This is a genomic window from Streptomyces sp. NPDC002130, assembly GCF_040296465.1.
GTDB lineage: Bacteria > Actinomycetota > Actinomycetes > Streptomycetales > Streptomycetaceae > Streptomyces.
On record NZ_JBEOXI010000001.1, the window covers coordinates 1 to 24,445 of the forward strand.

Here is a 24,445-nt window from a genome sequence, read left to right on the forward strand (position 1 = left end):
AGGACAAGGAGCGCCCACAGCGGCTTGGGCATGTGGCGGATCTCGTCGTCCTTCGTGCTGATGCAGTCGATGAACGCGTACACGCTGAGCGCCAGCGGCACGAGGAACATCAGTACCCGGAGCATGCGGCCTCTCAGCGGAAGCGGGTGGGTGGTTCCAGGCCAGGGTAGCGGCTCGGGGATACTGGACCCCATGGCTTACGACGATCTTCGCTCCCTGCTCAGGGCGCTGGAGCGCGAGGGCGACCTCAAGCGCATCAAGGCCGAGGTGGACCCGTATCTGGAGGTCGGGGAGATCGTCGACCGGGTGCAGAAGTCCGGCGGCCCCGCCCTGCTCTTCGAGAACGTGCGCGGGTCGAGCATGCCGCTGGCGATGAACGTGTTCGGCACGGACCGGCGGCTGCTGAAGGCCCTGGGCCTGAAGTCGTACGCAGAGATCTCCGAGCGGATCGGCGGGCTGCTGAAGCCTGAGCTGCCGCACGGCTTCGTCGGCGTCCGGGAGGCCTTCGGCAAGCTCGGCGCGATGACGCACGTACCGCCGAAGAAGGTGAAGGACGGACCGGTGCAGGACGTCGTTCTGACCGGGGACGACGTCGACCTCGACCAGCTGCCCGCCCTCTTCACCTGGCCGAAGGACGGCGGGTCGTTCTTCAACCTGGGGCTGACCCACACCAAGGACCCGGAGAGCGGCGTCCGCAATCTCGGGCTGTACCGGCTCCAGCGGCACGACAAGCGCACCATCGGCATGCACTGGCAGATCCACAAGGACAGCCGGAACCACTACCAGGTGGCCGCGCGCAGGGGCGAGCGGCTGCCCGTCGCGATCGCCTTCGGGTGTCCGCCCGCCGTGACGTACGCCTCCACCGCCCCGCTGCCGGGGGACATCGACGAGTACCTGTTCGCCGGGTTCCTCGCGGGCAAGCGGATCGAGATGGTCGACTGCAAGACCGTGCCGCTCCAGGTGCCGGCGCAGGCCGAGGTCGTGATCGAGGGCTGGCTGGAGCCGGGCGAGATGCTGCCCGAGGGGCCGTTCGGCGACCACACCGGCTTCTACACGCCGCAGGAGCCCTTCCCGGCACTGAAGATCGACTGCATCACGATGCGGAAGCGGCCGCTGCTCCAGTCGATCGTCGTCGGCCGCCCGCCGACGGAGGACGGGCCCCTGGGCCGGGCGACGGAACGCTTCTTCCTGCCGCTGCTGAAGATCATCGTGCCGGACATCGTGGACTACCACCTGCCGGAGGCGGGCGGCTTCCACAACTGCGCGATCGTCTCGATCGACAAGAAGTACCCCAAGCACGCGCAGAAGGTCATGCACGCGATCTGGGGCGCGCACATGATGTCGCTGACCAAGCTGATCGTGGTCGTCGACTCCGACTGCGACGTGCACGATCTGCACGAGGTCGCCTGGCGGGCGCTCGGCAACACGGACTACGCCCGGGACCTGAGCATCGTCGAGGGCCCGGTCGACCATCTGGACCACGCCTCCTACCAGCAGTTCTGGGGCGGCAAGGCCGGTATCGACGCGACGAAGAAGTGGCCCGAGGAGGGCTACACCCGCGACGGCGGCTGGCCGGACATGGTCGAGTCGGACCCGGAGACGGCGGCGAAGGTGGACCGCCGCTGGAAGGAGTACGGCCTGTGACCTCCGCTTCCGCCGCGATCCCGCAGCCGGGACGCACCAAGGCGTTCCTCCGGCTGGTGATGATCGAGCACTCGGTCTTCGCGCTGCCCTTCGCCTACATCGCCGCGCTCACGGCGATGTTCCAGTGGGACAAGAACATCCACTGGGTCAGGCTGCTGCTGGTCACCGTCTGCATGGTGGGGCTGCGCACCTTCGCGATGGCGGTCAACCGGATCATCGACCGGGAGATCGACGCGCGAAACCCGCGCACGGCGCAGCGCGAGCTGGTGACCGGCGCGATGTCGGTGAAGCACGCCTGGACGGGTGCGCTGATCGCCCTGGCCGTCTTCCTGGGTGCCGCCGCCCTGCTGAACCCCCTGTGCCTGGCGCTGGCCCCCATCGCGGTGATCCCGATGGTGGTCTACCCGTACGGCAAGCGGTTCACGAACTTCCCGCAGGCCATCCTCGGCCTCGCCCAGGCCATGGGGCCGGTGGGCGGCTGGCTGGCGATCTCGGGCCAGTGGTCCTGGGACGCGGTGATCCTCGGGCTCGCCGTCGGCATCTGGATCGGCGGCTTCGACCTGATCTACGCCTGCCAGGACGTGGAGACCGACCGCGAGATCGGCGTCCTGTCCGTCCCGGCCCGCTTCGGCATCCCGGCGGCGATCTGGGGCGCCCGGGTCTGCCACACCCTCACCACGGCCCTCTTCGTCTGGTACGCCCTCGCCACCGGCGCCGGTGCCTTCTTCTGGCTGGGCCTGCTGATCGTCGCCGGAGCGTTCCTCTACGAACACTCGATCGTGCGCCCCCACGACCTCTCCCGAGTGAACCGCGCCTTCTTCAGCGTCAACGGTTTCATCGGCATCGCCCTGTTCGTGTGCGCGCTGCTGGATCTGCTGGTGCGTGGCCTCACGGTGTGAGCGCGGGCGGTGCCGCCGGGGCGCGGCGGAACACGAACGCCGCCGCCACCCCCGCCAGCAGGCCCAGCAGGTGGCCCTGCCAACTGACGCCCGTCTGGGTCGGGGCGAGGCCCGCCAGGATCGAGCCGCCCCAGATCGCGGCGATCAGGACGCCCGCCAGGACGCCCCAGGGGCGGCGCTCGACGAAGCCGCTGACCAGGAGGAAGCCGAACAGGCCGAAGATCACGCCGGAGGCGCCCGCGGTGTTGGTGCGGTCCGGGGCTATGAGCCAGACGCCCAGGCCGTCGACGACGATGATCAGCGCGCAGACGAGCAGGAACCGGCGCAGGCCGGCGAGCGCGGCGAGGAAGCCGAGGACCAGCAGCGGCACGGTGTTCGCCGCCAGATGGGCGAAGCCGAAGTGGATCAAGGACGAGGGGACGACATCGACCAGCTCGGACGGGTCGCGTGGGGTGACGCCGAAGCCGTCCAGCGCGTGGCCCGTGGCCACGTCGACCACTTCCAGCACCCACAGCAGCACGACCCAGGCGAGCATCAGCTTGCCCGCGGCCAGCGCACGGTCGCCGTTCGACCACCCGGCTTGCGGACCCGACATGGCGACCCCCAGTGCTCGCTCGTCCTCTCCGTGCAACGGCCCGCACCCCTTGGCCGGTTCCCACCCTGCGGCGCCGGATAGGCTCGGTGTTGTGAACCCAGTCAAGCCAGGCGAGATGCCGCGTACGCCTTGGATCGTAGGGGTGTCCGGGGCCTCCGGCACCCCGTATGCCGCTGCCGTGCTGCGGGCCCTTCTCGCTGCCGGCGAGAGCGTCGATCTCGTGGTGTCCCGGGCCTCCCGGCTCACCCTGCTGGACGAGACCGGGATCTCCTTCCGGGACGCCCACTGGCAGACCGACCTGCGGGAATGGCTGTCCCGGGGTGCCGACGGCAAGCCGGGCACCTTCTCCGTCGACATCGACGCCGTACGACACTGGAGCGCCGGTGACCTGGCCGCCGGGCCCTCCTCGGGGTCGTACCCCACCAAGGGCATGCTCATCGTGCCCGCCTCGACGGCGAGCGTGGCAGGGGTCGCGCTCGGGCTGTCGAAGGACCTGCTGCAACGGGCGGCGAGCGTGACCCTCAAGGAGGGCCGCAAGCTGATCGTGGCCGTGCGGGAGACCCCGCTGAACGGCCAGACCCTGCGGCATCTGGTCACCCTCGACGACGCGGGCGCGACGGTCGTGCCCGCCTCACCCGCCTTCTACGCGGGCGCGACGCACATCCAGGACCTGGTGGACTTCGTCGCCGGACGCGTACTCGACGCGGCGGGCGTGCCGCACCGGCTCTACCGCCGTTGGCAGGGTGAACTCGGCGGCGGTGCGCACCGCGACGGCTGAGCGGTACCGGAACCTCATCGGACTCAACGACAACTTCAGCGGAAGGCTTCGATCGCAATGGACGCGGTGGACAGGCAGCTCATCCAGGCCCTGAGGGAGAACGGCCGGGCCTCCTACGCGGAGCTGGGACGCCTCGTCGGACTGTCGGGACCCAGTGTCACCGACCGCATCAACCGGCTGGAGGCGGCCGGGGTCATCACCGGCTACCGGGCCACCGTCGACGCCGCCTCGCTCGGCCTCGGCGTCACCGCCCTCATCGGCATCTCGCTCTCCGACGCCACCGACCACGAGGACGTGGCGCAGCGGCTGAAGGACCTCTCGGAGATCGAGGACTGCTGGTTCATCGCGGGCGAGGACTCGTACATGCTCAAGGTGCGGGCGGCGGATGTCGACGGCCTGGAGAAGATGATCCGGCGGCTCAGCGGCATCGAGGGCGTCTCGCGGACGCGTACGACGATCGTGCTCTCCACGAAGTGGGAGAACCGGGTCGGGGAGCTGCCCGAAGAGGAGTAGAGCGGTAGCCGTACGGTTGGGACGTTGTCGTAGAAAGGTGTGGGCATGGATCTCGGGCTCAAGCGCGAGCTGGAGGAGAAGGTCAGGGCGGGTGTCCGTCTGAGCCGTGAGGACGGCATCGCGCTGTACGAGTCGGACGACCTGGCCTGGCTCGGCGGCCTCGCGCACGAGGTGCGGACGCGCAAGAACGGCGACGTCGTGCACTTCAACGTCAACCGGCACCTCAACATGACGAACGTGTGCACGGCCTCCTGCGCGTACTGCTCCTTCCAGCGCAAGCCAGGGGAGAAGGACGCGTACACGATGCGCATCGAGGAGGCCGTCAAGCTCGCGAAGGCGATGGAGTCGGACAACCTCACCGAGCTGCACATCGTCAACGGGCTGCACCCGAACCTGCCGTGGCGGTACTACCCGCGGTCGCTGCGCGAGCTGAAGGCGGCGCTGCCGGACGTCTCGCTGAAGGCGTTCACGGCCACGGAGATCCACCACTTCGAGACCATCTCGGGGATGTCGGCGTCGGAGATCCTCGACGAGCTCATCGACGCCGGCCTGGAGTCCCTCACCGGTGGTGGCGCCGAGATCTTCGACTGGGAGGTCCGGCAGCACATCGTGGACCACCGCACCCACTGGGAGGACTGGTCCCGGATCCACCGGCTCGCGCACGAGAAGGGTCTGAAGACCCCGTGCACGATGCTGTACGGGCACATCGAGGAGCCGCGTCACCGGGTGGACCACGTGCTGCGGCTGCGTGAGCTGCAGGACGAGACCGGCGGCTTCCAGGTCTTCATTCCGCTGCGGTACCAGCACGACTTCGTCGACATGCAGGACGGCAAGGTGCGCAATCGCCTCCAGGCGCGGACGCAGATGGCGACGGGTGCCGAGGCGTTGAAGACCTTCGCGGTGTCGCGGTTGCTGTTCGACAACGTGCCGCACGTGAAGGTGTTCTGGGTGATGCACGGGGTGCAGACGGCGCAGCTCGCGTTGCAGCACGGTGCGGATGACATGGACGGGTCGGTCGTCGAGTACAAGATCACTCATGACGCGGACAACTACGGGACGCCGAACAAGCTGACGCGTGAGGATCTGCTGGATCTGATTCGTGATGCCGGGTTCCGGCCGGTGGAGCGGAACACGCGGTACGAGATCATTCGGGAGTATGAGGGGCCGGACCCTGAGCGACGCGAATCGCCGCAGCCTATGCGGGTGTGATCGCGGCTTTCCGTGCGTGGGGGTTGCTCGCGCAGTTCCCCGCGCCCCTAAGTCGGGTACCCGGGGGGCATGGTCAGGACCAAGGCGTCTGAGGATGCCTATACCGCTGAACCCTTCCTTCCTGAGCGCGGTGGGCTTCCCGCTCTGCGGGAGGCCGCTGCCGACTGTCGGGGATGTCCGCTGCACCGGGACGCCACCCAGACCGTGTTCGGGGCCGGGCACCAGGACGCCCGGGTCATGCTCGTGGGGGAGCAGCCCGGGGATCAGGAGGACCGGCAGGGGAAGCCGTTCGTCGGGCCTGCCGGGAAGCTGCTGGACCGGGCCCTGGAGGAGGCCGGCATCGATCCCTCCGAGGCCTATGTCACCAACGCCGTGAAGCACTTCAAGTTCACGCAGGCCGAGCCCCGGAAGCGGAGGATCCACAAGGCTCCGAACCTGCGGGAGATGACCGCGTGCGGGCCCTGGCTGGCGGCGGAGCTCGCGGTCGTGGAGCCGGAGCTGATCGTCGTGCTGGGGGCCACGGCCGGGAAGGCGCTGCTGGGGTCCTCGTTCCGGGTCACGCAGGTGCGCGGGACGGTGCTGGAGGAGGAGATCCACGGGCGGCCGGAGCGGCTGGTGCCGACCGTGCATCCGTCGTCGGTGCTGCGGTCCGACGACAGGGAGGCGGCCTACCGGGGGCTGGTGTCGGACCTGAAGGTGGCGGCCGACGCGCTGTCGTAATAGCTACAATCCAGTCATGCCCCTTACCTTCACGCTCGGTCCCTCCATCACCCCCGAGTTGCGTGACGGTCTGCTCGACCTGTGGACCGATGTCTCCAACGCCGGAGGGGCCGTCGGGTACGTGCCGCCGGTGACGCGGGAGGAGATCCGCCCCGCGCTCGTGCAGCACTTCGCGTCGATGGCGGACGGGCGGGCCAAACTGCTCGTCGGGCACGACGAGGAGGGACGGGTCGCGGCGACCGCGTTCCTGACCTTCAACACGCACCATCTGATGACGCACTGGCTGTGGCTGTACACGGTGATGGTGCACCCGAGGCATCACGGCAAGGGCTGGGGGCGGGACCTGCTGGGCGCCGCCGCGGACGCGGCCCGGGCGATGGACGGGATCGAGGCGATCCGGCTGACCTGCCGGGGCGGACTCGGTCTTGAGCGGTTCTACGAGGCCTGCGGCTACAAGGAGGTCGGGCGGATCCCCGGAGCGATCCGGGTGGCGCCGGGGGAGGACCGTGACGACGTCGTCATGTTGCTGCCCCTCGCCTGACCGTCGAAGACCCCCCTGCAAGATCGGCCGCTCGGCGTGCTTCACTGGGCGGTGCCCCTTTGGGTGCGTTCCGACCGTTCGAAACCGGAAGAGTGGATTGAGATGCTCCGCTACACGCTGATGCGCCTCGGAATCTTCGTGGGCTGCCTCGTGGTCGTCTGGGGCGCTGTCTACTCCGGCATCGCCCCGCGCGGGCTCGGCAACAGCAACGGGCTGTGGATCGTGGCCCTGGCCCTGCTCATCTCCGCGCCGATCAGCCTGGTCGCGCTGCGCAAGGAGCGGGACCGGGCGTCCGTGCAGGTCGCGCAGCGGGTCGACCGGATGAAGGCCAACCTGGACGCGAACCGCAGCCAGGAGGACGTGGCCGACGACACGGCCCGCACCCAGGGGCAGACCTCGTAGGGACCCCCGCACGCTCAGAGCGCCCCGTTTCCGTACATGCTCGGAAACGGGGCGCATTGCGTTGTATGGGCGTGTGTGCGTCGTCACCTTCCAAAGGAAGGCTTTGGGGTCCTCAAAGTTCAGGTGTTAAGGTCGTGGTATGAAGTCAGCAGTCGCGCCCCATTCGCCCCTGAGCGTTCCGCTCGTGGCGCGGCTGCACGTGGATCTCTGTCGGTGCGCGTCCGCTTTCTGTCGTTCCTGACGTAACGCAACCCCCCGCCGTCCCTCCCACGTCAGCTCCCCTACGCGTCCCCCCAACGGAGTCAGTCCGTGTCCTCACACACGAAGTCCTTCAAGGTGCCCTTCTGGGCCCAGATACTCGCCGGTCTCGTCCTGGGTGTGCTGCTCGGCTGGCTCGCCCGCAACCAGGACCTGTCCTGGCTGACCACGACACTGGAAAAGGTCGGCGACACCTTCATCGGGCTGCTGAAGCTCGCGGTCGCCCCGCTCGTCTTCTTCGCGATCCTGGTCTCGATCACCAACCTGCGGAAGGTGAACAACGCGGCCCGCCTGGCCTCGCGCACCCTCCTCTGGTTCATGATCACCTCGCTGATCGCGGTCAGCATCGGCCTGATCATCGGCCTGCTGACCAACCCCGGCGCCGGCACCGGCCTCACGCCCAAGGACGGCGGGAAGCCCGAGACCACCGGTTCCTGGATCGACTTCCTGACCGGCATCGTCCCGACCGACGTCATCACGCCGTTCACCGAGCTGAACGTGCTGCAGATCGTCTTCATGGCCGCCGTCGCCGGTATCGCCGCCCTCCAGCTCGGCGAGAAGGCCCAGCCGATTCTCACTCTGAGCGAGTCCGTCCTCAGCCTGCTCCAGAAGGCGCTGTGGTGGGTCATCCGGCTCGCCCCGATCGGCACCGTCGGTCTCATCGGCCACGCCATCGCCACCTACGGCTGGGACCTGATCGGCAAGTACGCGACGTTCACCGCCGACATCTACATCGGCTGCCTCATCGTGATGTTCGGCGTCTACCCGACGCTGCTCGCGACCGTCGCCAAGGCCAACCCGGTCCAGTTCTTCAAGGGCGCCTGGCCCGCGATCCAGCTGGCCTTCGTCTCCCGCTCCTCCGTCGGCACCATGCCGCTGACGCAGAAGGTCACCGAGCGGCTCGGCGTGCCGAAGGAGTACGCCTCCTTCGCCGTGCCGTTCGGCGCGACGACCAAGATGGACGGCTGCGCCGCGATCTACCCGGCCATCGCCGCGATCTTCGTCGCCCAGATCTTCGACATCCAGCTGGGCGTCGGCGACTACCTGCTGATCGCGTTCGTCTCGGTGGTCGGCTCCGCCGCCACCGCCGGTCTCACCGGTGCGACGGTCATGCTGACCCTCACCCTCTCCACCCTCGGCCTGCCGATGGAGGGCGTCGGTCTGCTCCTCGCGATCGACCCGATCCTGGACATGATCCGCACCGCGACCAACGTCGCCGGGCAGGCACTGATCCCGGTCCTGGTCTCGGCCCGCGAGAACCTGCTCGACCGCACGGCGTACGCCACGGCCGACGGCTCCTCCCTGGACGAGCCGCTCGACGAGCCCCGCGACAAGGCCGAGCCGGTCCCCGCGACCGCCTGACGTACCACCGGGGGCATCGCCTGCTACTGCGGCAACTCGCCGAAGAGCAAGCGATGCCCCTTTGGTGTGTCCATGTACTCGCGCACCCGGTGGATCAGCCCGCCCCGGAGTTCGAAGACGAAGCAGTAGTCGTTGGCGTAAGGGCTGCCGTCGGCCAGTGTCGCTGTCATGGTCTCCTCGACGACCACCCGCTCGCCGTCCACGTGGAACCCGTGGAAGGTGACGGTGACGTCCCGCGTGAACAGGCGGGGGAAGTCCTCGGTGAGGAACCGCACGATCGCCTCCCGTCCGACCATGTGGCTGGGGGCGTCCAGCGCGACGGCTGTGGCGTTGCCCGCCGGCGCGAGCCATTCCGCGTCCTCGGTGAGGACCGCGGAGATCCGGTCGGCGTCGTGGCTGGCGAAGGCCCTCCAGGCGTTCTGGACGACGCTGCGGCTCTGCGGTGACATGCTCGCGACCCTAGGCCACCGCAGTCGTATGGGCTGGCGAGATTCCGGCAGCACCCCCCGGCCTCTCGGATCACCGCGGGGCGATGACCCGCTCGGCCCGTACGCTAAGCGTCATGGGTGCCGTGAAGACCAAGCGGATGCCGCGCGCGGTCCGTGAACAGCAGATGCTGGACGCCGCCGTGCGGATCTTCGGCCAGCGGGGCTACATGGCCGCGTCGATGGACGAGATCGCCGAACTGGCCGGTGTGTCAAAACCGTTGGTCTACCTGTACCTCAACTCGAAGGAAGACCTCTTCACCACCTGCATCCGCCGCGAGGCGGGAGCCCTCGTCGAGGCGGTACGGGCCGGGGTCCGCCGCGACCTGCCCGCCGACCGGCAACTGTGGGAGGGGCTCGGCGCCTTCTTCGCGCACACCGGCGAGAACCCGGACGCGTGGTCGGTCCTGCACCTCCAGGCCCGGACCCACGGCGAGCCGTTCGCCGCCGAGGTCACCGCGATGCGCGAGGAGATCGTCGCGTTCGTGACCCAGCTGATCCTCGCCGGGGCCCGCGAGGCCCACCGCGACCCGAACCTGCCCGAGCGCGAGGTCGCAGGGCTCGCCGAGGCGCTGGTCGGCGCCGCCGAGTCGCTCGCCGCCTGGGCCAACGCCACCCCGGGCGTCACGGCCCGCCAGGCCGCGGCCACGCTGATGAACTTCGCCTGGGCGGGACTCGGCGACCTGATGGAGGGGCGGCCCTGGGCGCCTCCGGAGGAGCCGCCGGGCCCTCACGTCGGGTAGACGTCCCCCGTCACATGGATGCGGTCCTCACGGCCGCGCAGCTCGAACCGGCCGTCCTGCGCCGCGTACGTCACCGTCCCGGGCAGCAGGACCGGGGCCCGGAACTCCGCGCGCAGATGGCAGGACTGGGGGACGTCCTGCGCGGCGAGGCAGCGGGCCACGGTCCACATGCCGTGCGCGATGGCCCGGGGGAAGCCGAACAGCCGGGCCGTGAGCGGATGCAGATGGATCGGGTTGCGGTCCCCGGAGGCGGCCCCGTAGCGGCGCCCGACATCACCGGCGAGCCGCCACTCGTCGACCCGGGGCAGCGGCCCCCGCGGCTCCGGCTCCCGGGGGACCGCGGTCAGCCGGTGCGTGCGGTGCCGGGCCAGGTACGTGCTGCTCGACTCCCATACGACGGCACCACCGCGGCGCGCCTCGGTGACGACCGTGGCCTCCGTGCCGCGCCGGTGCGGGGCCAACCCCTCGACGTGCACGGAGAGTTCGTACAAGCCGCCGGGCGCCATCCGCTCGTGCCGGGTGACGGTGATCGACGTGTGGACGAGTCCGAGCAGCGGCAGCGGGAAGCCCCGGCCGCTCATCAGCCGCATGGCCAGGGGGAACCCCAGCACGTGCGGATACGTCACCGGCAGCGCGTCCTCCCCGATGGGGAAACCGCAGACCCGCTCGTACGCCGCGAGCCGCGCGAGGTCGATGCGCACGCCGGGCAGGACGAGCCGGGTGCGGGGGAACTCCGCGTCCGGGCCCGGGCGTTTGGAGGGGGACAGGAGGGCGCCGCGGGCCAGGAGCGGGGCGAGGGAGGGGGACCGGGTGAGGGTGAGAGCGGGGGAGTCGGCCATCACGCCCCCAGCAGGCTCTGGCCGCAGACGCGGACGACCTGGCCGTTGACCGCGCCCGAGGCCGGGTGGGCCAGCCAGGCGGTGGTCTCGGCGACGTCGACCGGAAGGCCGCCCTGGGCGAGGGAGTTCATACGGCGGCCCGCCTCGCGGATGAACAGCGGGACGGCCGCCGTCATCTTGGTCTCGATGAAGCCGGGGGCGACCGCGTTGACCGTCACGCCGTGCTGGTCGAGCGCGCGCGGCGCGAGGGAGCGGACCAGGCCGACGACGCCCGCCTTGCTCGCTCCGTAGTTGGTCTGGCCGGCGTTGCCGGCGATCCCCGCGATCGAGGCGGTGGCGACGATCCGGCCGCCGCGCTTCAGCGTGCCCTCCTTCAGCAGGGCGTCGGTGGTGCGCAGCACGCTCGCCAGGTTCACGTCCAGCACGGAGGCCCAGCGTTCGGCGGGCATGTTCACCAGGCGCCGGTCGCGGGTGATGCCCGCGTTGTGGATCAGCACGTCCAGGCCGTCGGGCAGGGCCTCGGCGATCCGGGCGCCCGCGTCGGCGGCCGTCATGTCGAGCAGCAGCGCCGTGCCGCCGAGCCGCTCGGCGACCCGCCGGGCGTCCTGCCCGGCCTGCGGCACATCGAGCACCACGACCCGGGCACCGTCCCGCGCGAGGGTCTCGGCGACCGCCTCGCCGATGCCCCGGGCGGCGCCGGTGACCAGGGCGGTGCGGCCGGCCAGGGGGCGGTCCCCGTCGGGGGGAGCGGTCTCGTGGGGTGCTCCCACCTCGATCACCTGCCCGCTGACGTAGGCCGACTTGGGCGACAGCAGGAAGCGCAGAGTGGACTCCGCGGCGGAGGCGTCCGTGAGCCGGACCAGGTTCACCGTCCTGCCACGGCCGATCTCCTTGCCGAGGGAGCGGGTGAACCCCTCCAGGGCCTGTTGGGCCGCTGCCTGGTGATGGTCGGCGGGGTCGAGGGGCGCGCCGAGCAGGACCACGCGTCCGCTCGCCGCCACCGACCGGACGACCGGGTGCAGGGCCGCGTGCACCTCGGCCAGGCCCTCGACGTCCCGCACGCCGGTCGCGTCCAGGACGACGGCCGCCGCACGGCCTGAGCCGGCCGAGCCGATCCCCGTACGGGCCAGGACCGGCGCCAGGTCCAGGGCGGACCGGCCCGCGGTGAGGTGCAGCAGACCGCCGTCCAGGGCGGGCCGCTCCGCGGACCAGCGGGTCAGCGCCGCGGGCTGCGGCAGCCCGAGCCGGCGGGTGAGGAAGCGGCCGGGCGCGGTACCCGTGAAACGTAGATAGCGGTCGGCCATTCCAACTCCTGGTTCCGGCGAAGCAGTGGCGGGGGCAAGCGTGCTTACTCTGGAGTAAGGTTACCGGAGGTAAGGCTATGGCACGGACGAGGAGAAGGTCGAGATGAGCCCCCAGCAGCTGTCGCCGTCGGTGCGGCGCGTGGCGATCGTCGGCGGAGCGCGCATCCCCTTCGCCCGTTCCGACGGCCCCTACGCCACCGCCTCCAACCAGCAGATGCTCACCGCCGCCCTCGACGGCCTCGTCGAGCGGTACGGGCTGCGGGAGCCGGGCGCCGTCGGCGAGTTCGTCGCCGGGGCCGTGCTCAAGCACGCCCGCGACTTCAACCTCGCCCGCGAGACCGTCCTCGGCTCGCAACTCCACCCGCGCACCCCCGCCTACGACATCCAGCAGGCCTGCGGCACCGGACTCCAGGCCGTCATCGCCGCCGCGAACAAGATCGCCCTCGGCCAGACCGAGTCGGCCGTGGCGGGCGGCGCCGACACGGCCAGCGACGCACCTCTCGGCGTCAACGACTCCCTGCGGCGCATCCTCCTGGAGGTCCGCCGGGCGAAGTCGCCGGGCGCCCGCCTCAAGGCCCTGGCGAAGGTGCGCCCGGGCCACCTCGTCCCCGACATCCCGCGCAACGCCGAGCCGCGCACCGGCCTGTCCATGGGCGAGCACGCCGCCGTCACCGCCCGCGCCCGGGGCATCCCCCGCGAGGCGCAGGACGAACTCGCGGCCACCAGCCACCGGCGACTGGCGGCGGCGTACGAACGCGGCTTCTTCCAGGACCTGGTGGTCCCCTACCGCGGCCTGGCCCGCGACCAGAACCTGCGCCCCGGCTCCACGGTGGAGAAACTGGCCTCCCTGAAGCCGGTGTTCGGGCTCGATCACCCCGATCCGACCATGACAGCCGGGAACTCCACCCCGCTGACGGATGGCGCCGCCACCGTCCTGCTCGCGAGCGAGGACTGGGCCCGCGAGCGCGGGCTGGAGCCGCTGGCGTACCTCACCGCGTACGAGACGGCGGCCGTCGACTTCGTCGGCGGTGACGTGGCCGGCGGTGAGGACGGACTGCTCATGGCGCCCGCCTACGCGGTCCCGCGCATGCTGGAGCGGGCCGGGCTGGGCCTGGACGACTTCGACCTCGTCGAGATCCACGAGGCGTTCGCCTCCCAGGTGCTGGCCACGCTGGCCGCCTGGGAGAAGCGGGGCCTCGGCACGGTGGACCGCGCCCGCCTGAACGTCGCCGGCTCCTCCCTCGCCACCGGCCACCCCTTCGCCGCCACCGGTGCCCGGATCGTCGCCACCCTGGCCAAGCTCCTCACCGAACGGGACGCCCCCGCCCGCGGGCTGATCTCCGTCTGCGCGGCGGGCGGGCAGGGGGTGACCGCGATCCTGGAGCGGGCCTGACCACGAGGGGCCCGCAGAACCTGACAGGCCCTCACGTAACCCCCGACATTGCACAGGCCCGGCTCCGGACCATCCCCGAACCCGCACAAACCCGCCACGTGAGCGCCGTACGATCCCGTTCCTACCGTCAGTAACCCCTTAAGGACCTCTCAGGGGGGATTGAGCCGGTTGAGCGCCTCGGCGTGCGAGGCACGTACGTCATGCAGCAAGCAGTCCCTCGCTGCACGCCCCAGGAGCCGCCCGTGTCCACTGCGTATCCCTCCTCCGCCTACGGCGACGCGTACGGAGGGCCGAGGCTCGTCGAGCCCGAGGTGCGGCGGCTGGACGGGGCGGTACGGGAGGCCTCCGTCCCGCCGCTGGCCCCGCCGTGGGCCCACGGGTCGCTCGCCGACCTGCCGTTCGACAACGCGAGCGCGCACCCGGATGCCGTGGCACTCAGCCGCAAGGGCGCCGACGGCACCTGGGGCGACGTCACGGCGGCGCAGTTCGCCGACCAGGTGAGGGCCGTGGCGAAGGGCCTGATCGCCGAGGGCCTGATGCCGGGCGACCGGATCGCCGTGATGGCCCGCACCATCTACGAGTGGACCGTCCTGGACTTCGCCGCCTGGGCGGCCGGACTGGTCACCGTCCCCGTCTACCCCACCTCCTCCGTCTTCCAGGCCCGCTGGATCCTCCAGGACTCCGGCGCGGTCGCCCTGGTCACCGAGACCGCCGCACAGGCCGCCGCCCTCGGCCCCGAGCGGGAGCGGCTGCCCGACCTCCAGCACATGTGGGTCGTGGAGAAGGGCCACGTGAACCGGCTCGCGGAAGCCGGGGCACACCTGCCCGACCAGGAGGTCGAGGTGCGCCGCGGCATGCTCGGCCCCGACACCCTCGCCACCCTCGTCTACACCTCGGGCACCACGGGCCGCCCCAAGGGCTGCGCGCTCACCCACGGCAACTTCTTCGCCGAGGTCGACAACGCCATCGAGCTGCTCTACCCCGTCTTCCGGGCCAAGACCAGCGAAGAGGCCTCCGTCCTGCTGTTCCTGCCGATGTCCCACATCTTCGGCCGCATGGTGGCCATCGCCTGCATCCGGGCCCGCGTCCGGCTCGGCCACGCGCCGAGCATCAAGGCCGACCGCCTGCTGCCGGACCTGGCCGGCTTCCGGCCGACCTGCCTGATCGCCATCCCGTACATGCTGGAGAAGGTCTTCAACTCGGCCCGCGCCAAAGCCGAGGCGGGCGGCCGGGCCTCGTCGTTCGACCGCGCGGCGGCCGTGGCGCAGCGCTACGGAGAGGCCCTGGAGGCCCAGCAGACGGGCACCGGACCCGGCCCCTCCCGGGCCCTCAAGGCCGCCCGCGCCTTCTACGACCCCTTGGTCTACCGCCGCCTCCGCAACGCCATGGGCGGCAGAGTCCGCTACGCCATCTGCGGCGGCTCCCCGCTCGGCCGCCGCCTCGCCGCGTTCTACGCCGGTGCCGGCATCGAGATCTTCGAGGGCTACGGCCTGACGGAGACCACCGGCGCGAGCACCGTCACCCCGCCCCTGAAACCCCGGCTCGGCACCGTCGGCTGGCCGCTGCCCGGCACCCGCGTCCGCATCGCCACCGACGGGGAGATCCTCGTCGGCGGCGGCCACGTCCTGCGCGGCTACTGGGACCCGCAGGCCGGCGGCGTCGTCCCCGCCGCCCCCGACGGCTGGCTCGCCACCGGCGACCTCGGCGAACTGGACGACGAGGGCTACCTGACGATCACCGGCCGCAAGAAGGAACTGCTGATCACCGCCGGCGGCAAGTCCGTCGCCCCGGCCCCGCTGGAGAACTGGCTGCGCTCGCACCCGCTGATCTCCCAGTGCCTGGTCCTGGGCGACGGCCGGCCCTTCGTCTCGGCCCTGATCACCCTCGACCCGGAGGGCATCACCCACTGGCGCCAGATGAACGGCAAACACCCCGTACCGGCCACCCTCCTCGTCGACGACGAGGAGCTGCGGGCCGTCCTGCAACGCGCCGTCGACGAGGCCAACAAGATGGTCTCCCGCCCGGAGTCGATCCGCCGCTTCGTCATCCTCCCCGAGGACTTCACGGAGGAGGCGGGCCATCTGACCCCGTCGATGAAGCTCCGCCGGGAGGCCGTGCTGCGCGCGTTCGCCTCGGAAGTGGAGGGTCTGTACACCCGGTGAGTCACCTTTGCGATGTCTTCACACGTGGTTCTTGACGACGCACGGCGTGTGCCCGTTGGCTTTCGACCACCTCGTCACGATGCTCCCCCCATCGGAAGGCACCACCAGTGATACCGCGTAACACCCGTCAGGCCGCCGTGCGGCGCGTCTCCATCGCCCTGGCGGTCTCCCTGTCGGCCCTGTCCCTCGCCGCCTGCGGCGGCGGCGGGAGTGACGACGCCGCCGCCAAGAAGGGCAACGACATCACGGTGGGCCTCCTGCTGCCCGACCGGGACACGGCACGCTTCGAGAAGTTCGACTACCCGCTGATCAAGCAGGAGGTCGCGTCCCTCACGGAGAACAAGGGCACGGTCCGCTACGCCAACGCCGAGGCCAGCGTGGCCAGACAGAGCGAGCAGTTCCGGAAGATGATCGCCGACAAGGTGGACGTCATCCTCGTCGACGCGCTGAACTCCAAGAGCATCGCCACCGACGTGCAGAAGGCCAAGGACGCCGGCATCCCGGTCATCGCCTACGACCGGCTCGCCGAGGGCCCCATCGACGCCTACGTCTCCCACGACAACGAACTCGTCGGCCAGGTGCAGGGCCGCGCCATCGTCGGGGAACTCGGCGACAAGGCCGAGAAGAGCAAGGTCGTCATGATGAACGGCGATCCCGGCGACCCGAACACGGCACGGTTCAAGGAGGGCGCGCTGGGCGAACTCCAGGGCCAGGTGAACATCGTCGCGCAGTACGACACCAAGGAGTGGAAGCCCGCGATCGCCAAGGCCAACATGAAGAAGGCGATCCAGAAGGTCGGGCTGAACGACATCGCCGCCGTCTACTCGGCCAACGACGGCATGGCGGGCGCCGTCATCGAGGCGTTGCAGGAGGCCGGGGCCACCAAGATGCCGCCGGTCACCGGGCAGGACGCCAACCTCGACGCGGTGCAGCGGGTCGTCTCCGGCGAGCAGTACATGACCGTGTACAAGTCCTTCCTGCTGGAGGCGACCAACGCCGCGAAGATCGCCGTGGCCAAGGTCCAGGGCCGGGACATCGAGTTCGCCGCGCTGACCCGGGAGACGGTCGACAGCCCGACGCAGAAGAACATCCCGGCGATGCTGGTGCCGGTGGTCGCCCTCACCAAGGACAACATCAAGGAAACGGTGATCACCGACGGCGTGTACACCGTCAAGGACATCTGCACCTCCGAGTACAAGGCGGACTGCGCGGCCATCGGCCTCGAGTAGCGGACGCAACGCGTGTGGCCGTCGGCTTCGGGTGCCGGGCGCGTGTGGTCGTCGGATCCGGGTTGCGGGTTCCTCCTCGTCGGCGGCTGCGGGCTGCCGGTGGCTGATCGCGCAGTTCCCCGCGCCCCTGAAAGAAGGCGTTGCCCCGCCGCAGGGTTCGGGTGGTGGCGGCGCGTGGCCTCGGCTCCGGGTGGCGGACCCGTAGTGGGTGACGCGTGGGTCTTGACTTCGTGAGAGCGCCGCGCGACATTCCCCACCCCTTTCGCGTTCTCGTCGGGCTGGAGCGGCCATGACCACACGCACGGACACCCCGGGCACCGCCGGAGCCCCGTCCCGAAGACGACTGCTGGCCGGAGCGGCCGGTGCCGGTCTCGCGGTCGCCGCGGGAGTTCAACCAGGCGCCCGGGCGGCCGACTTACCCCCGCTCGGCACGTACGACGTCGTCGTCGTCGGCTCCGGCGCCGCCGGCATGACCGCGGCGCTGACGGCCGCCCGCCAGGGCCTGAGCTGCGTCGTCGTGGAGAAGGCCCCGACCTTCGGCGGCTCGGCCGCCCGCTCCGGTGCCGGGATCTGGATCCCCAACAACTCCGTGATCCTCGCGGCCGGGGTCCCGGACACCCCGGCGAAGGCCGCCGCCTACCTCGCCGCGGTCGTCGGCCCGGACGTCCCCGCGGACCGGCAGCGCGCCTTCCTGACCCACGGCCCGGCCACGATCTCCTTCGTCATGGCGAACAGCCCCCTCCGGTTCCGCTGGATGGAGGGCTACAGCGACTACTACCCCGAGCTGCCCGGCGGCCTGCCGAACGGCCGCTCCATCGAGCCCGACCAGCTCGACGGCAACCTCCTGGGCGCCGAGCTCGCGCACCTCAACCCGCCGTACATGGACGTCCCCGCCGGCATGGTCGTCTTCAGCGCCGACTACAAGTGGGTCGCCCTGGCCGCCGTGAACGCCCGGGGCGCGGCGGTCGCCGCCCAGTGTCTCGCCCGCGGCGCGAAGGCGGCGACGCTCGGGCAGAAGCCCCTGACGATGGGCCAGGCGCTGGCGGCGGGCCTGCGGGCGGGCCTGCGCTCGGCCGGGGTCCCGGTCTGGCTGAACACGCCGCTGACGGACCTGCACGTCGAGAACGGCAGGGTGACGGGCGCCGTCGTCACCCGCGACGGCGCCCCCGGACTGCTCCGCGCCCGCCGGGGCGTGATCGTCGGCTCGGGCGGCTTCGAGCACAACGCGGCGATGCGGCAGCGCTTCCAGCGGCAGCCCATCGGCACGGAGTGGACCGTCGGGGCGAAGGAGAACACCGGCGACGGCATCCGCGCGGGGGAGCGGCTGGGCGCCGCGCTCGACCTGATGGACGACGCCTGGTGGGGCCCGGCGATCCCGATCCCCGGACAGCCCTACTTCTGCCTCGCCGAACGCACCCTGCCCGGCGGGCTGCTGGTGAACGGCGCCGGCCGGCGCTTCGTCAACGAGGCCGCGCCCTACAGCGACGTCGTGCACACCATGTACGACGAGCACGAGGCGATCCCGTCCTGGCTGATCACCGACCAGAACTACCGCAACCGGTACCTCTTCAAGGACGTCCTGCCGACCCTGCCCTTCCCCGACGCCTGGTACGACTCCGGGGCCGCGCACAAGGAGTGGACCCTGGACGCGCTGGCGGCCTCGATCGGCGTCCCGGCGGCGGCCCTGCGCACCAGCGTGAACCGCTTCAACGCCCAGGCGCTCCAAGGCGAGGACCCCGACTTCCACCGGGGCGACAGCGCCTACGACCACTACTACACGGACCCGTCGGTCCTGCCCAACTCGTGTCTGGCGCCCCTCTGGCTCCCCCCGTACCACGCCTTCCGCATCGTCCCCGGCGACCTCGGCACCAAGGGCGGCCTCCGCACGGACGCCCGGGCCCGGGTGCTGCGGGAGGACGGCTCGGTGATCCCGGGCCTGTACGCGGCGGGAAACGCGAGCGCGGCCGTGATGGGCCACAGCTACGCGGGCGCGGGGTCGACGATCGGCCCGGCGATGACGTTCGGGTACATCGCGGCGAGGGATGCCGCGGGGGTGCTCTAGTCCGTGCGGTTTCCGGTCGGAGGGCGGTCCGAGGGCTGAGCGTTAGCCGGTCGCGGTGCGCCTGGGGGCATCCGTGGCCGGTGGCGGGGCTCCGGGGCATCGCGCGTGGGGTCACGGCGACGCCCCGGGCGGCTCACTCCGCCGGCTTGCGGGCCACGAGGCTCGCCTGGGCGACCGGCTCGCCCTGTGCCTCGTCCGGCTCCCTCACCGTCGTGGCGCGGACGGTGAAGCCGGCGGTGCCCAGCAGGGCGGCGACGTGCTCCGGCCGGCGCCGGCGGAAGGTCAGGGAGACCGGGTGGCCGAAGGCCTCCTCGTAGCGGCGGGGCTCGTCACCGCACTGGAAGCCGAGCAGCAGATGGCCGCCGGGGCGCAGGACGCGGTGGAAACCGGCGAAGAGGGCGGGCAGGTGCTCCTCGGGCGTGTGGATGATCGAGTACCAGGACACGACACCGTCGAGCGAGCCGTCCGGCAGGTCCAGCTCCAGCATCGAGCCCCGCACGAACCGCAGGCCCGGGTGCTCGCGGCGGGCGATCGCGAGCATCGACTCCGACAGGTCGAGCCCGAACACCGACAGTCCCCGGGACGCCAGGTACGCCGTCACCCGCCCGGGCCCGCACCCCAGGTCCGCGACCTCGCCACCCTCACCCACGAGCTCCGCGAAGCCGTACAGCACGCCCCGGTCCAAGGGCGTCCCCGGGCGCAGGCCGGCGAAGTGGACGGCGTACTCCTCGGCGACGGTGTCGTAGAAGGTGCGGGTCTCGGTCACGAAGTCGGCGTCGGTCATGGCCGCAGACACTAGCGCGGCGTCTGCTTCGGGGGGTGGGGCGGCGCCGGGCCTTCGGGCCGGCCCGGCCCGGTGTCGTCCTTCGGGGGCGGGGCGGGGCGCGGCGTTGTCCTTGGGGAGCGGCCCGGGGCGGTGTCGTCAGGGAGTGGCCCGGGGCGGTGTCGTCGTCCCTCGGGGGCGGCCCCGCCCGGCGCCCATACCCGCCCCCGCTCCGATCGCCGTGCCGAAGCCGAGGCCCAGGGCCAGGCCCAGGGCGAGGTTGTCGAAGACGGTCATGCCGAGCACAAGACCTATGGCCGTGCCCAGGGACAGGCCGACCGACAGGCTCGTGGCGAGGGACTTGTCGGCGGGAGCACCGCCGGCCCCCGCACTGTTCTCCTGATCTTTCCGCATCGGCCCAGCGTCCCACGGCCGGAATTCGCCGGGAATTCATCGGACGGAAGGGGCCGGAAAGGGCAGGAGCCCCGTCGCCTTGCGGCGCGGGGCTCCTTGGGTACTACAAATCAGACCGGCGTGACGTTCTCAGCCTGCGGGCCCTTCGGACCCTGCGTGACGTCGAAAGACACCTGCTGGTTCTCCTCGAGCGAGCGGAAGCCACTCGCGTTGATCGCGGAGTAGTGGACGAAGACGTCGGGGCCGCCGCCCTCCTGGGCGATGAAACCAAAGCCCTTTTCGGCGTTGAACCACTTCACGGTTCCGGTAGCCATAAGCCCTCCTTGGGCTTCAAAAGGGTTGCCCTGCTCCAGAACCAGCAAGTGTGAAGATGAATTCCGCACAAGTGCATATGTCTGAGAATGACGAGAGCCCGCGGTCACATGCTCCGCAGGCTCTGTACTGCAAGGGAAACCAAACTGCAACTTGCGACGAGCCTAGCACGCAGGCCCCGGAATGCAATAGGGGTCAAGATCACGTCACCCGAATGTTTGAACAACCCTCCGCCGACTGGCGGAGAGGGCGCCCGCAACGGGCTCGCACCCCGAGGGCGGGGTCGCGCGCCGGTCCGTACGCCGTGAGGGCTAGCCTCACGATGTGGACAATCCTCGCACCCGGCCGCGTGTCGGCCACATCCAGTTCCTGAACTGCCTGCCCTTGTACTGGGGGCTCGCGAGAACGGGCACGCTCCTCGACTTCGAGCTCTCCAAGGACACCCCGGAGAAGCTCAGCGAGAAGCTGGTGCAGGGCGAACTCGACATCGGTCCGATCACCCTCGTCGAGTTCCTCCGGCACGCCGACGATCTGGTCGCCTTCCCCGACATCGCCGTCGGCTGCGACGGCCCGGTCATGTCCTGCGTGATCGTCTCGCAGGTCCCGCTGGACCGTCTGGACGGCGCCCGCGTCGCCCTCGGGTCGACCTCCCGCACCTCCGTCCGCCTCGCCCAGCTGCTCCTCGCCGAGCGCTACGGCGTCCAGCCGGACTACTACACCTGCCCGCCCGACCTCAGCCTGATGATGCGGGAGGCCGACGCCGCCGTCCTCATCGGCGACGCGGCACTGCGGGCGAACATGCTCGACGGGCCGCGTTTCGGCCTGGAGGTGCACGACCTCGGCGCGCTGTGGAAGGAGTGGACGGGCCTGCCGTTCGTCTTCGCGGTCTGGGCGGCCCGCCGCGACTACCTGGAGCGCGAGCCGGTCATCACCCGCCGGGTGCACGAGGCCTTCCTCGACTCCCGCAACCTCTCCCTGGAGGAGGTCGGCAAGGTCGCCGAGCAGGCCGCCCGCTGGGAGGCCTTCGACGAGGAGACCCTGGCCCGCTACTTCACCACCCTCGACTTCCGTTTCGGCGACCCGCAGCTGGCCGCGGTCGCCGAGTTCGCGCGACGGGTCGGCCCGACGACCGGTTTCCCCGCCGACGTGAAGGTGGACCTGCTCCAGCCGTGAGCGGGACGGTGCTCCCGCACTACTCTGCTGGAGAGTGCAGGCGCACCGGGACCGGGGACGTCCCCGCTTGCCTTCGGGGGAGGGGTGACGCCCATGCGGCCGCTCGACGTCGACGAACCCACCGTCGTCGGGCCCTACCGGCTGCTGGGCCGGCTGGGCTCCGGCGGCATGGGCCGGGTCTACCTGGGCCGCAGCGCCGGCGGCCGTACGGTCGCCGTGAAGATGGTGCACCCGCACTTCGCGCTGGACGAGGAGTTCCGGGCCCGTTTCCGCCGCGAGGTCGAGGCCGCGCGCCGGGTGGGCGGCGCCTGGACGGCACCCGTCCTCGACGCCGACCCGGGGGCGCGGGTGCCGTGGGTGGCGACGGCGTACGCGGCCGGTCCGTCGCTGTCGGCCGCGATCGCCGACGGCGGACCCCTGCCGGCCCACACCGTACGGGCCCTCGGGGCGGGACTGGCCGAGGCGCTGGCGGCGGTGCACGAGCTGGGGCTGGTGCACCGGGACGTGAAGCCGTCGAACGTGCTGCTGACCCTCGACGGCCCCCTGCTGATCGACTTCGGGATCGCCCGGGCCACGAATGGCACCGCGTCCCTCACCTCCACCGGCGTGTCCATCGGCTCGCCCGGCTACATGTCCCCCGAGCAGATCCTGGGCAAGGGCGTCACGGGCGCGGCCGACGTCTTCTCCCTGGGCGCGGTCCTCGCGTACGCGGCGACCGGCGAACCGCCCTTCCCCGGCGACTCCTCCGCCGCCCTGCTCTACAAGGTCGTCCACGAGGAGCCGGAACTCGGTCTGCTGGAGGGCGAGTTGCGGCGCCTGACGGCGGCGTGCCTCGCAAAGGACCCGGGCGCCCGCCCCGCCCCCGCGGAGCTGGCCCGCCGCCTGGCCCCCGAGGGCGCGGTCCGGCTGGTGACGGGCGGGTGGCTGCCCGGGGCGCTGGTGGAGCAGGTGAGCCGCAGTGCCGTGCAGTTGCTGAATCTGGAGGTGACGGGGGCGGGAGAGGGAGCGGGGCCGGGAGCCGGGGGACCGTCGGGGCCGGTCGGCTTCAGCAGCCCTTCGGTGGGGGAGCGGGAAGGGGCAGGGGGACAGGCGCTCGGGACGTTCGGACCACCGCCGCCGATGCAGTCGCCCGCCCCGCCGGCGCCCCCTGTTCCGCCCGCCACCTCTGTGACGGCAGGGGCGCGGGGAGCGCTGCGGGCACTGGCACCCGAAGACGCCGCGGAAGCCGATGCGGCGGCAAGCGCACAGGGAGTGCTGCGGGCGGAATTGGGCGATCGCAACCCCGACGCGATGGAGGCCGCCGTCGCCCGGCACGCACCGGCACCCCAGGACTCGGCCGTACCCGAGCCCCGGGACGGCGACCACCCGCAGGACACGGGGCTGCCGGCCCGCACGGCGAACGACGAGCCGTTCACGGAGGATGCCGCCGCCACCCCGACCTCCGGGCGCCGCCCGGGCAAGGTCACGGTCTCCGTCGCGGCGACCTCCACGCCGGAGGGCGGCGGGCGGGTGCGGAGGCTCAGCTGCTCCGTGGCCCTGGCGGTCGCGGGGGCTATGGCGGCCGTGACGATCGGGTCGGTGTTCGTGTTCGACCTGCTGCCGGACCGGGGTGGCGACCACGACGACGCGGGCTCGAGCAGTGGCTCCGACTCGCCCCCGGCGGCGGAGGCGAGCTCCGCCCCGTCCGGTGCGGTGCCCGCGGCGTACCTCGGCACCTGGGAGGGCCAGGGCGTCGCCCTCGACGGCAGGCTCCCCCTCGGCACGTTCCGCATCACGGTCGAACAGGCCACCGTAGGAAAGGAGTTGGGCAAGCTCCGCCAGACCGACCCGATCGGCGGGGTCTGCGTCGACGTACTCACCCTGAAGCAGGTGACGAAGAAGGAGATCGTCGCGACGTCGGTCGGAGCGAAGACCAACCACAGCGGCTGCAACCCCGCGAAGACGACCGTGCACCTCAAGCCGGTGGGAGATGACCTCCAGTACCGGTCGCAGAGCGAGGAGTCGGGGCGGCCGCAGGCTCGGATGTCGAGGGTTCGATAGAGCCCGACCGGCCGCCGTACTTCAGGAACAGGGTGATCAACAAGGCGGCCGCGCTGAGGGTGGCCATGAGGCCGACGGCCCACAGCCACGGGTAGTGCGCGTGCACCCAGCAGGGGCCGCCCTCGCTGAAGCAGTCACCGTCCCAGTTCCGACGCCGCTTGGGCCGTACGGTCGTCGCGATCACCCCGGCGACCAGGTACCCCGCCGCCAGTCCGGGCAGAGACGCGGCCGCCCAGGCCAGCGAACGGCCCTTGCCGGCCTTCCACTTCATCCGGGTCAACGGCCACACCCAGGCGAGGAAGACCAGGGGTACCAGGACACCGACAAAGGCGGCGAAGGCGTACGCCCCGCCGGGCCACTTGGAAGCGAAGTCGCCCCAGAGCTCGTGGCCCCAGTACATGTCGAAGAGGACCAGTGGCATGATCAGCACGACGAAGCCGGGCAGCACCATGCAGCCGAACAGACGGTCTCCGACACTGGTCTTCACCCGGCTGCGGGACGGCGGACGCCCTGGCCTGTGCTCGTACCGCAGGGCGGGCCCGGCCGCCTTCCTCCGCTTCGGTTTCGCCGACGTTCCGCTCATGGCCCCTAGCCCTCCACCCTGT

The 24,445-nt window shown here is 71.2% G+C and carries 25 protein-coding genes; 17 read left to right on the plus strand and 8 right to left on the minus strand.

Annotated elements, in window-relative coordinates:
- The first annotated feature begins 192 nt into the window (after window positions 1-192).
- A complete protein-coding gene (locus ABT116_RS00005; RefSeq protein ID WP_351625460.1) occupies window positions 193-1,644 on the plus strand; it encodes a menaquinone biosynthesis decarboxylase in 1,452 nt (483 codons plus the stop codon).
- A complete protein-coding gene (mqnP, locus tag ABT116_RS00010) occupies window positions 1,641-2,543 on the plus strand; it encodes a menaquinone biosynthesis prenyltransferase MqnP (RefSeq protein WP_351625463.1) in 903 nt (300 codons plus the stop codon). The genes ABT116_RS00005 and mqnP overlap by 4 nt, the downstream gene beginning before the upstream one ends.
- Here the strand turns inward: mqnP and ABT116_RS00015 are convergent.
- Window positions 2,533-3,138, minus strand: coding sequence for a rhomboid family intramembrane serine protease (locus tag ABT116_RS00015; protein ID WP_351625466.1), 606 nt, complete (start codon window positions 3,136-3,138; stop codon window positions 2,533-2,535). The genes mqnP and ABT116_RS00015 overlap by 11 nt on opposite strands.
- 115 nt (window positions 3,139-3,253) lie before the next feature.
- Here ABT116_RS00015 and ABT116_RS00020 point away from each other — a divergent pair, with 115 nt between their 5' ends.
- The 8 genes from ABT116_RS00020 (at window position 3,254) to ABT116_RS00055 (ending at window position 8,921) form a co-directional block, all read left to right on the plus strand.
- A complete protein-coding gene (locus ABT116_RS00020) occupies window positions 3,254-3,916 on the plus strand; it encodes a UbiX family flavin prenyltransferase (RefSeq protein ID WP_351625469.1) in 663 nt (220 codons plus the stop codon).
- A gap of 57 nt (window positions 3,917-3,973) precedes the next feature.
- Window positions 3,974-4,429 (plus strand): Lrp/AsnC family transcriptional regulator, encoded by a 456-nt coding sequence (locus ABT116_RS00025; RefSeq protein ID WP_031141000.1) that lies wholly within the window; start codon window positions 3,974-3,976, stop codon window positions 4,427-4,429.
- 45 nt (window positions 4,430-4,474) lie between these two features.
- On the plus strand, window positions 4,475-5,638 hold the full coding sequence (mqnE, locus tag ABT116_RS00030; RefSeq protein WP_351625473.1) for an aminofutalosine synthase MqnE: 1,164 nt from the start codon (window positions 4,475-4,477) through the stop codon (window positions 5,636-5,638).
- A gap of 69 nt (window positions 5,639-5,707) precedes the next feature.
- Window positions 5,708-6,358 carry a UdgX family uracil-DNA binding protein gene (locus ABT116_RS00035; RefSeq protein WP_351625476.1) on the plus strand — a complete coding sequence of 217 codons (651 nt, stop codon included), beginning with the start codon at window positions 5,708-5,710 and terminating at the stop codon, window positions 6,356-6,358.
- Between the two features lie 16 nt (window positions 6,359-6,374).
- Complete coding sequence (locus ABT116_RS00040) at window positions 6,375-6,899, plus strand: GNAT family N-acetyltransferase (RefSeq protein ID WP_351625479.1); 525 nt, start codon at window positions 6,375-6,377, stop codon at window positions 6,897-6,899.
- Between the two features lie 102 nt (window positions 6,900-7,001).
- Entirely contained in the window at window positions 7,002-7,301 is a 300-nt protein-coding gene (locus tag ABT116_RS00045) for a DUF4229 domain-containing protein (RefSeq protein WP_351625482.1), read from the plus strand.
- Between the two features lie 139 nt (window positions 7,302-7,440).
- Entirely contained in the window at window positions 7,441-7,542 is a 102-nt protein-coding gene (locus ABT116_RS00050; protein WP_349636994.1) for a putative leader peptide, read from the plus strand.
- Between the two features lie 68 nt (window positions 7,543-7,610).
- A complete protein-coding gene (locus ABT116_RS00055; protein WP_351625485.1) occupies window positions 7,611-8,921 on the plus strand; it encodes a dicarboxylate/amino acid:cation symporter in 1,311 nt (436 codons plus the stop codon).
- A gap of 23 nt (window positions 8,922-8,944) precedes the next feature.
- Here the strand turns inward: ABT116_RS00055 and ABT116_RS00060 are convergent, their stop codons facing one another.
- Entirely contained in the window at window positions 8,945-9,370 is a 426-nt protein-coding gene (locus ABT116_RS00060) for a nuclear transport factor 2 family protein (RefSeq protein WP_351625487.1), read from the minus strand.
- 113 nt (window positions 9,371-9,483) lie between these two features.
- Here ABT116_RS00060 and ABT116_RS00065 point away from each other — a divergent pair, with 113 nt between their 5' ends.
- A complete protein-coding gene (locus ABT116_RS00065; RefSeq protein ID WP_351625490.1) occupies window positions 9,484-10,149 on the plus strand; it encodes a TetR/AcrR family transcriptional regulator in 666 nt (221 codons plus the stop codon).
- On the opposite strand, the gene ABT116_RS00070 is transcribed toward ABT116_RS00065, so the two are convergent.
- Both ABT116_RS00070 and ABT116_RS00075 read right to left on the minus strand, forming a co-directional pair.
- Window positions 10,137-10,988 (minus strand): MaoC family dehydratase, encoded by an 852-nt coding sequence (locus tag ABT116_RS00070; protein WP_351625493.1) that lies wholly within the window; start codon window positions 10,986-10,988, stop codon window positions 10,137-10,139. The two genes, ABT116_RS00065 and ABT116_RS00070, sit on opposite strands and share 13 nt — an antisense overlap.
- On the minus strand, window positions 10,988-12,292 hold the full coding sequence (locus ABT116_RS00075; RefSeq protein ID WP_351625496.1) for a 3-oxoacyl-ACP reductase: 1,305 nt from the start codon (window positions 12,290-12,292) through the stop codon (window positions 10,988-10,990). The genes ABT116_RS00070 and ABT116_RS00075 overlap by 1 nt, the downstream gene beginning before the upstream one ends.
- Before the next feature lie 103 nt (window positions 12,293-12,395).
- Between ABT116_RS00075 and ABT116_RS00080 the strand changes: the two genes are divergently transcribed.
- From ABT116_RS00080 to kstD, 4 genes are all read left to right on the plus strand, one after another.
- Complete coding sequence (locus ABT116_RS00080) at window positions 12,396-13,685, plus strand: acetyl-CoA C-acetyltransferase (RefSeq protein ID WP_351625499.1); 1,290 nt, start codon at window positions 12,396-12,398, stop codon at window positions 13,683-13,685.
- 242 nt (window positions 13,686-13,927) lie between these two features.
- The gene (locus ABT116_RS00085) at window positions 13,928-15,847 is read left to right on the plus strand and encodes an AMP-dependent synthetase/ligase (RefSeq protein ID WP_351625502.1); all 1,920 of its coding nucleotides are present in this window, start codon (window positions 13,928-13,930) and stop codon (window positions 15,845-15,847) included.
- A gap of 107 nt (window positions 15,848-15,954) precedes the next feature.
- Window positions 15,955-17,076 carry a sugar ABC transporter substrate-binding protein gene (locus ABT116_RS00090; RefSeq protein WP_351625504.1) on the plus strand — a complete coding sequence of 374 codons (1,122 nt, stop codon included), beginning with the start codon at window positions 15,955-15,957 and terminating at the stop codon, window positions 17,074-17,076.
- Window positions 17,077-17,365: 289 nt separating this feature from the next.
- Window positions 17,366-19,138, plus strand: coding sequence for a 3-oxosteroid 1-dehydrogenase (kstD, locus tag ABT116_RS00095; protein ID WP_351625507.1), 1,773 nt, complete (start codon window positions 17,366-17,368; stop codon window positions 19,136-19,138).
- 133 nt (window positions 19,139-19,271) lie between these two features.
- On the opposite strand, the gene ABT116_RS00100 is transcribed toward kstD, so the two are convergent.
- The 3 genes from ABT116_RS00100 to ABT116_RS00110 all read right to left on the minus strand — a co-directional run bounded on the left by ABT116_RS00100 (window position 19,272) and on the right by ABT116_RS00110 (window position 20,629).
- Window positions 19,272-19,922 carry a class I SAM-dependent methyltransferase gene (locus ABT116_RS00100; protein WP_351625509.1) on the minus strand — a complete coding sequence of 217 codons (651 nt, stop codon included), beginning with the start codon at window positions 19,920-19,922 and terminating at the stop codon, window positions 19,272-19,274.
- Window positions 19,923-20,060: 138 nt separating this feature from the next.
- Entirely contained in the window at window positions 20,061-20,315 is a 255-nt protein-coding gene (locus ABT116_RS00105) for a glycine zipper domain-containing protein (RefSeq protein WP_351625512.1), read from the minus strand.
- Window positions 20,316-20,425: 110 nt separating this feature from the next.
- Window positions 20,426-20,629, minus strand: a complete 204-nt coding sequence (locus ABT116_RS00110; RefSeq protein WP_003992177.1) for a cold-shock protein — start codon at window positions 20,627-20,629, stop codon at window positions 20,426-20,428.
- Between the two features lie 322 nt (window positions 20,630-20,951).
- Between ABT116_RS00110 and ABT116_RS00115 the strand changes: the two genes are divergently transcribed.
- Both ABT116_RS00115 and ABT116_RS00120 read left to right on the plus strand, forming a co-directional pair.
- A complete protein-coding gene (locus ABT116_RS00115) occupies window positions 20,952-21,800 on the plus strand; it encodes a menaquinone biosynthetic enzyme MqnA/MqnD family protein (RefSeq protein WP_351625515.1) in 849 nt (282 codons plus the stop codon).
- A 93-nt stretch (window positions 21,801-21,893) separates the two neighbouring features.
- Complete coding sequence (locus tag ABT116_RS00120; protein ID WP_351625518.1) at window positions 21,894-23,840, plus strand: serine/threonine-protein kinase; 1,947 nt, start codon at window positions 21,894-21,896, stop codon at window positions 23,838-23,840.
- Here ABT116_RS00120 and ABT116_RS00125 read toward each other — a convergent pair.
- Window positions 23,755-24,423: a hypothetical protein gene (locus ABT116_RS00125; RefSeq protein ID WP_351625520.1), complete on the minus strand. Its 669-nt coding sequence runs from the start codon at window positions 24,421-24,423 to the stop codon at window positions 23,755-23,757. The genes ABT116_RS00120 and ABT116_RS00125 overlap by 86 nt on opposite strands.
- Between the last annotated feature and the right edge of the window lie 22 nt (window positions 24,424-24,445).

Coding starts and splice junctions, on each gene's coding strand:
- ABT116_RS00005 (WP_351625460.1), top strand. CDS start 193: ATGGCTTACGACGATCTTCGCTCCCTGCTCAGGGCGCTGGAGCGCGAG.
- ABT116_RS00015 (WP_351625466.1), bottom strand. CDS start 3,138: ATGTCGGGTCCGCAAGCCGGGTGGTCGAACGGCGACCGTGCGCTGGCC.
- ABT116_RS00020 (WP_351625469.1), top strand. CDS start 3,254: ATGCCGCGTACGCCTTGGATCGTAGGGGTGTCCGGGGCCTCCGGCACC.
- ABT116_RS00025 (WP_031141000.1), top strand. CDS start 3,974: ATGGACGCGGTGGACAGGCAGCTCATCCAGGCCCTGAGGGAGAACGGC.
- mqnE (WP_351625473.1), top strand. CDS start 4,475: ATGGATCTCGGGCTCAAGCGCGAGCTGGAGGAGAAGGTCAGGGCGGGT.
- ABT116_RS00035 (WP_351625476.1), top strand. CDS start 5,708: ATGGTCAGGACCAAGGCGTCTGAGGATGCCTATACCGCTGAACCCTTC.
- ABT116_RS00040 (WP_351625479.1), top strand. CDS start 6,375: ATGCCCCTTACCTTCACGCTCGGTCCCTCCATCACCCCCGAGTTGCGT.
- ABT116_RS00045 (WP_351625482.1), top strand. CDS start 7,002: ATGCTCCGCTACACGCTGATGCGCCTCGGAATCTTCGTGGGCTGCCTC.
- ABT116_RS00050 (WP_349636994.1), top strand. CDS start 7,441: ATGAAGTCAGCAGTCGCGCCCCATTCGCCCCTGAGCGTTCCGCTCGTG.
- ABT116_RS00060 (WP_351625487.1), bottom strand. CDS start 9,370: ATGTCACCGCAGAGCCGCAGCGTCGTCCAGAACGCCTGGAGGGCCTTC.
- ABT116_RS00065 (WP_351625490.1), top strand. CDS start 9,484: ATGGGTGCCGTGAAGACCAAGCGGATGCCGCGCGCGGTCCGTGAACAG.
- ABT116_RS00070 (WP_351625493.1), bottom strand. CDS start 10,988: ATGGCCGACTCCCCCGCTCTCACCCTCACCCGGTCCCCCTCCCTCGCC.
- ABT116_RS00075 (WP_351625496.1), bottom strand. CDS start 12,292: ATGGCCGACCGCTATCTACGTTTCACGGGTACCGCGCCCGGCCGCTTC.
- ABT116_RS00080 (WP_351625499.1), top strand. CDS start 12,396: ATGAGCCCCCAGCAGCTGTCGCCGTCGGTGCGGCGCGTGGCGATCGTC.
- kstD (WP_351625507.1), top strand. CDS start 17,366: ATGACCACACGCACGGACACCCCGGGCACCGCCGGAGCCCCGTCCCGA.
- ABT116_RS00100 (WP_351625509.1), bottom strand. CDS start 19,922: ATGACCGACGCCGACTTCGTGACCGAGACCCGCACCTTCTACGACACC.
- ABT116_RS00105 (WP_351625512.1), bottom strand. CDS start 20,315: ATGCGGAAAGATCAGGAGAACAGTGCGGGGGCCGGCGGTGCTCCCGCC.
- ABT116_RS00110 (WP_003992177.1), bottom strand. CDS start 20,629: ATGGCTACCGGAACCGTGAAGTGGTTCAACGCCGAAAAGGGCTTTGGT.
- ABT116_RS00120 (WP_351625518.1), top strand. CDS start 21,894: ATGCGGCCGCTCGACGTCGACGAACCCACCGTCGTCGGGCCCTACCGG.
- ABT116_RS00125 (WP_351625520.1), bottom strand. CDS start 24,423: ATGAGCGGAACGTCGGCGAAACCGAAGCGGAGGAAGGCGGCCGGGCCC.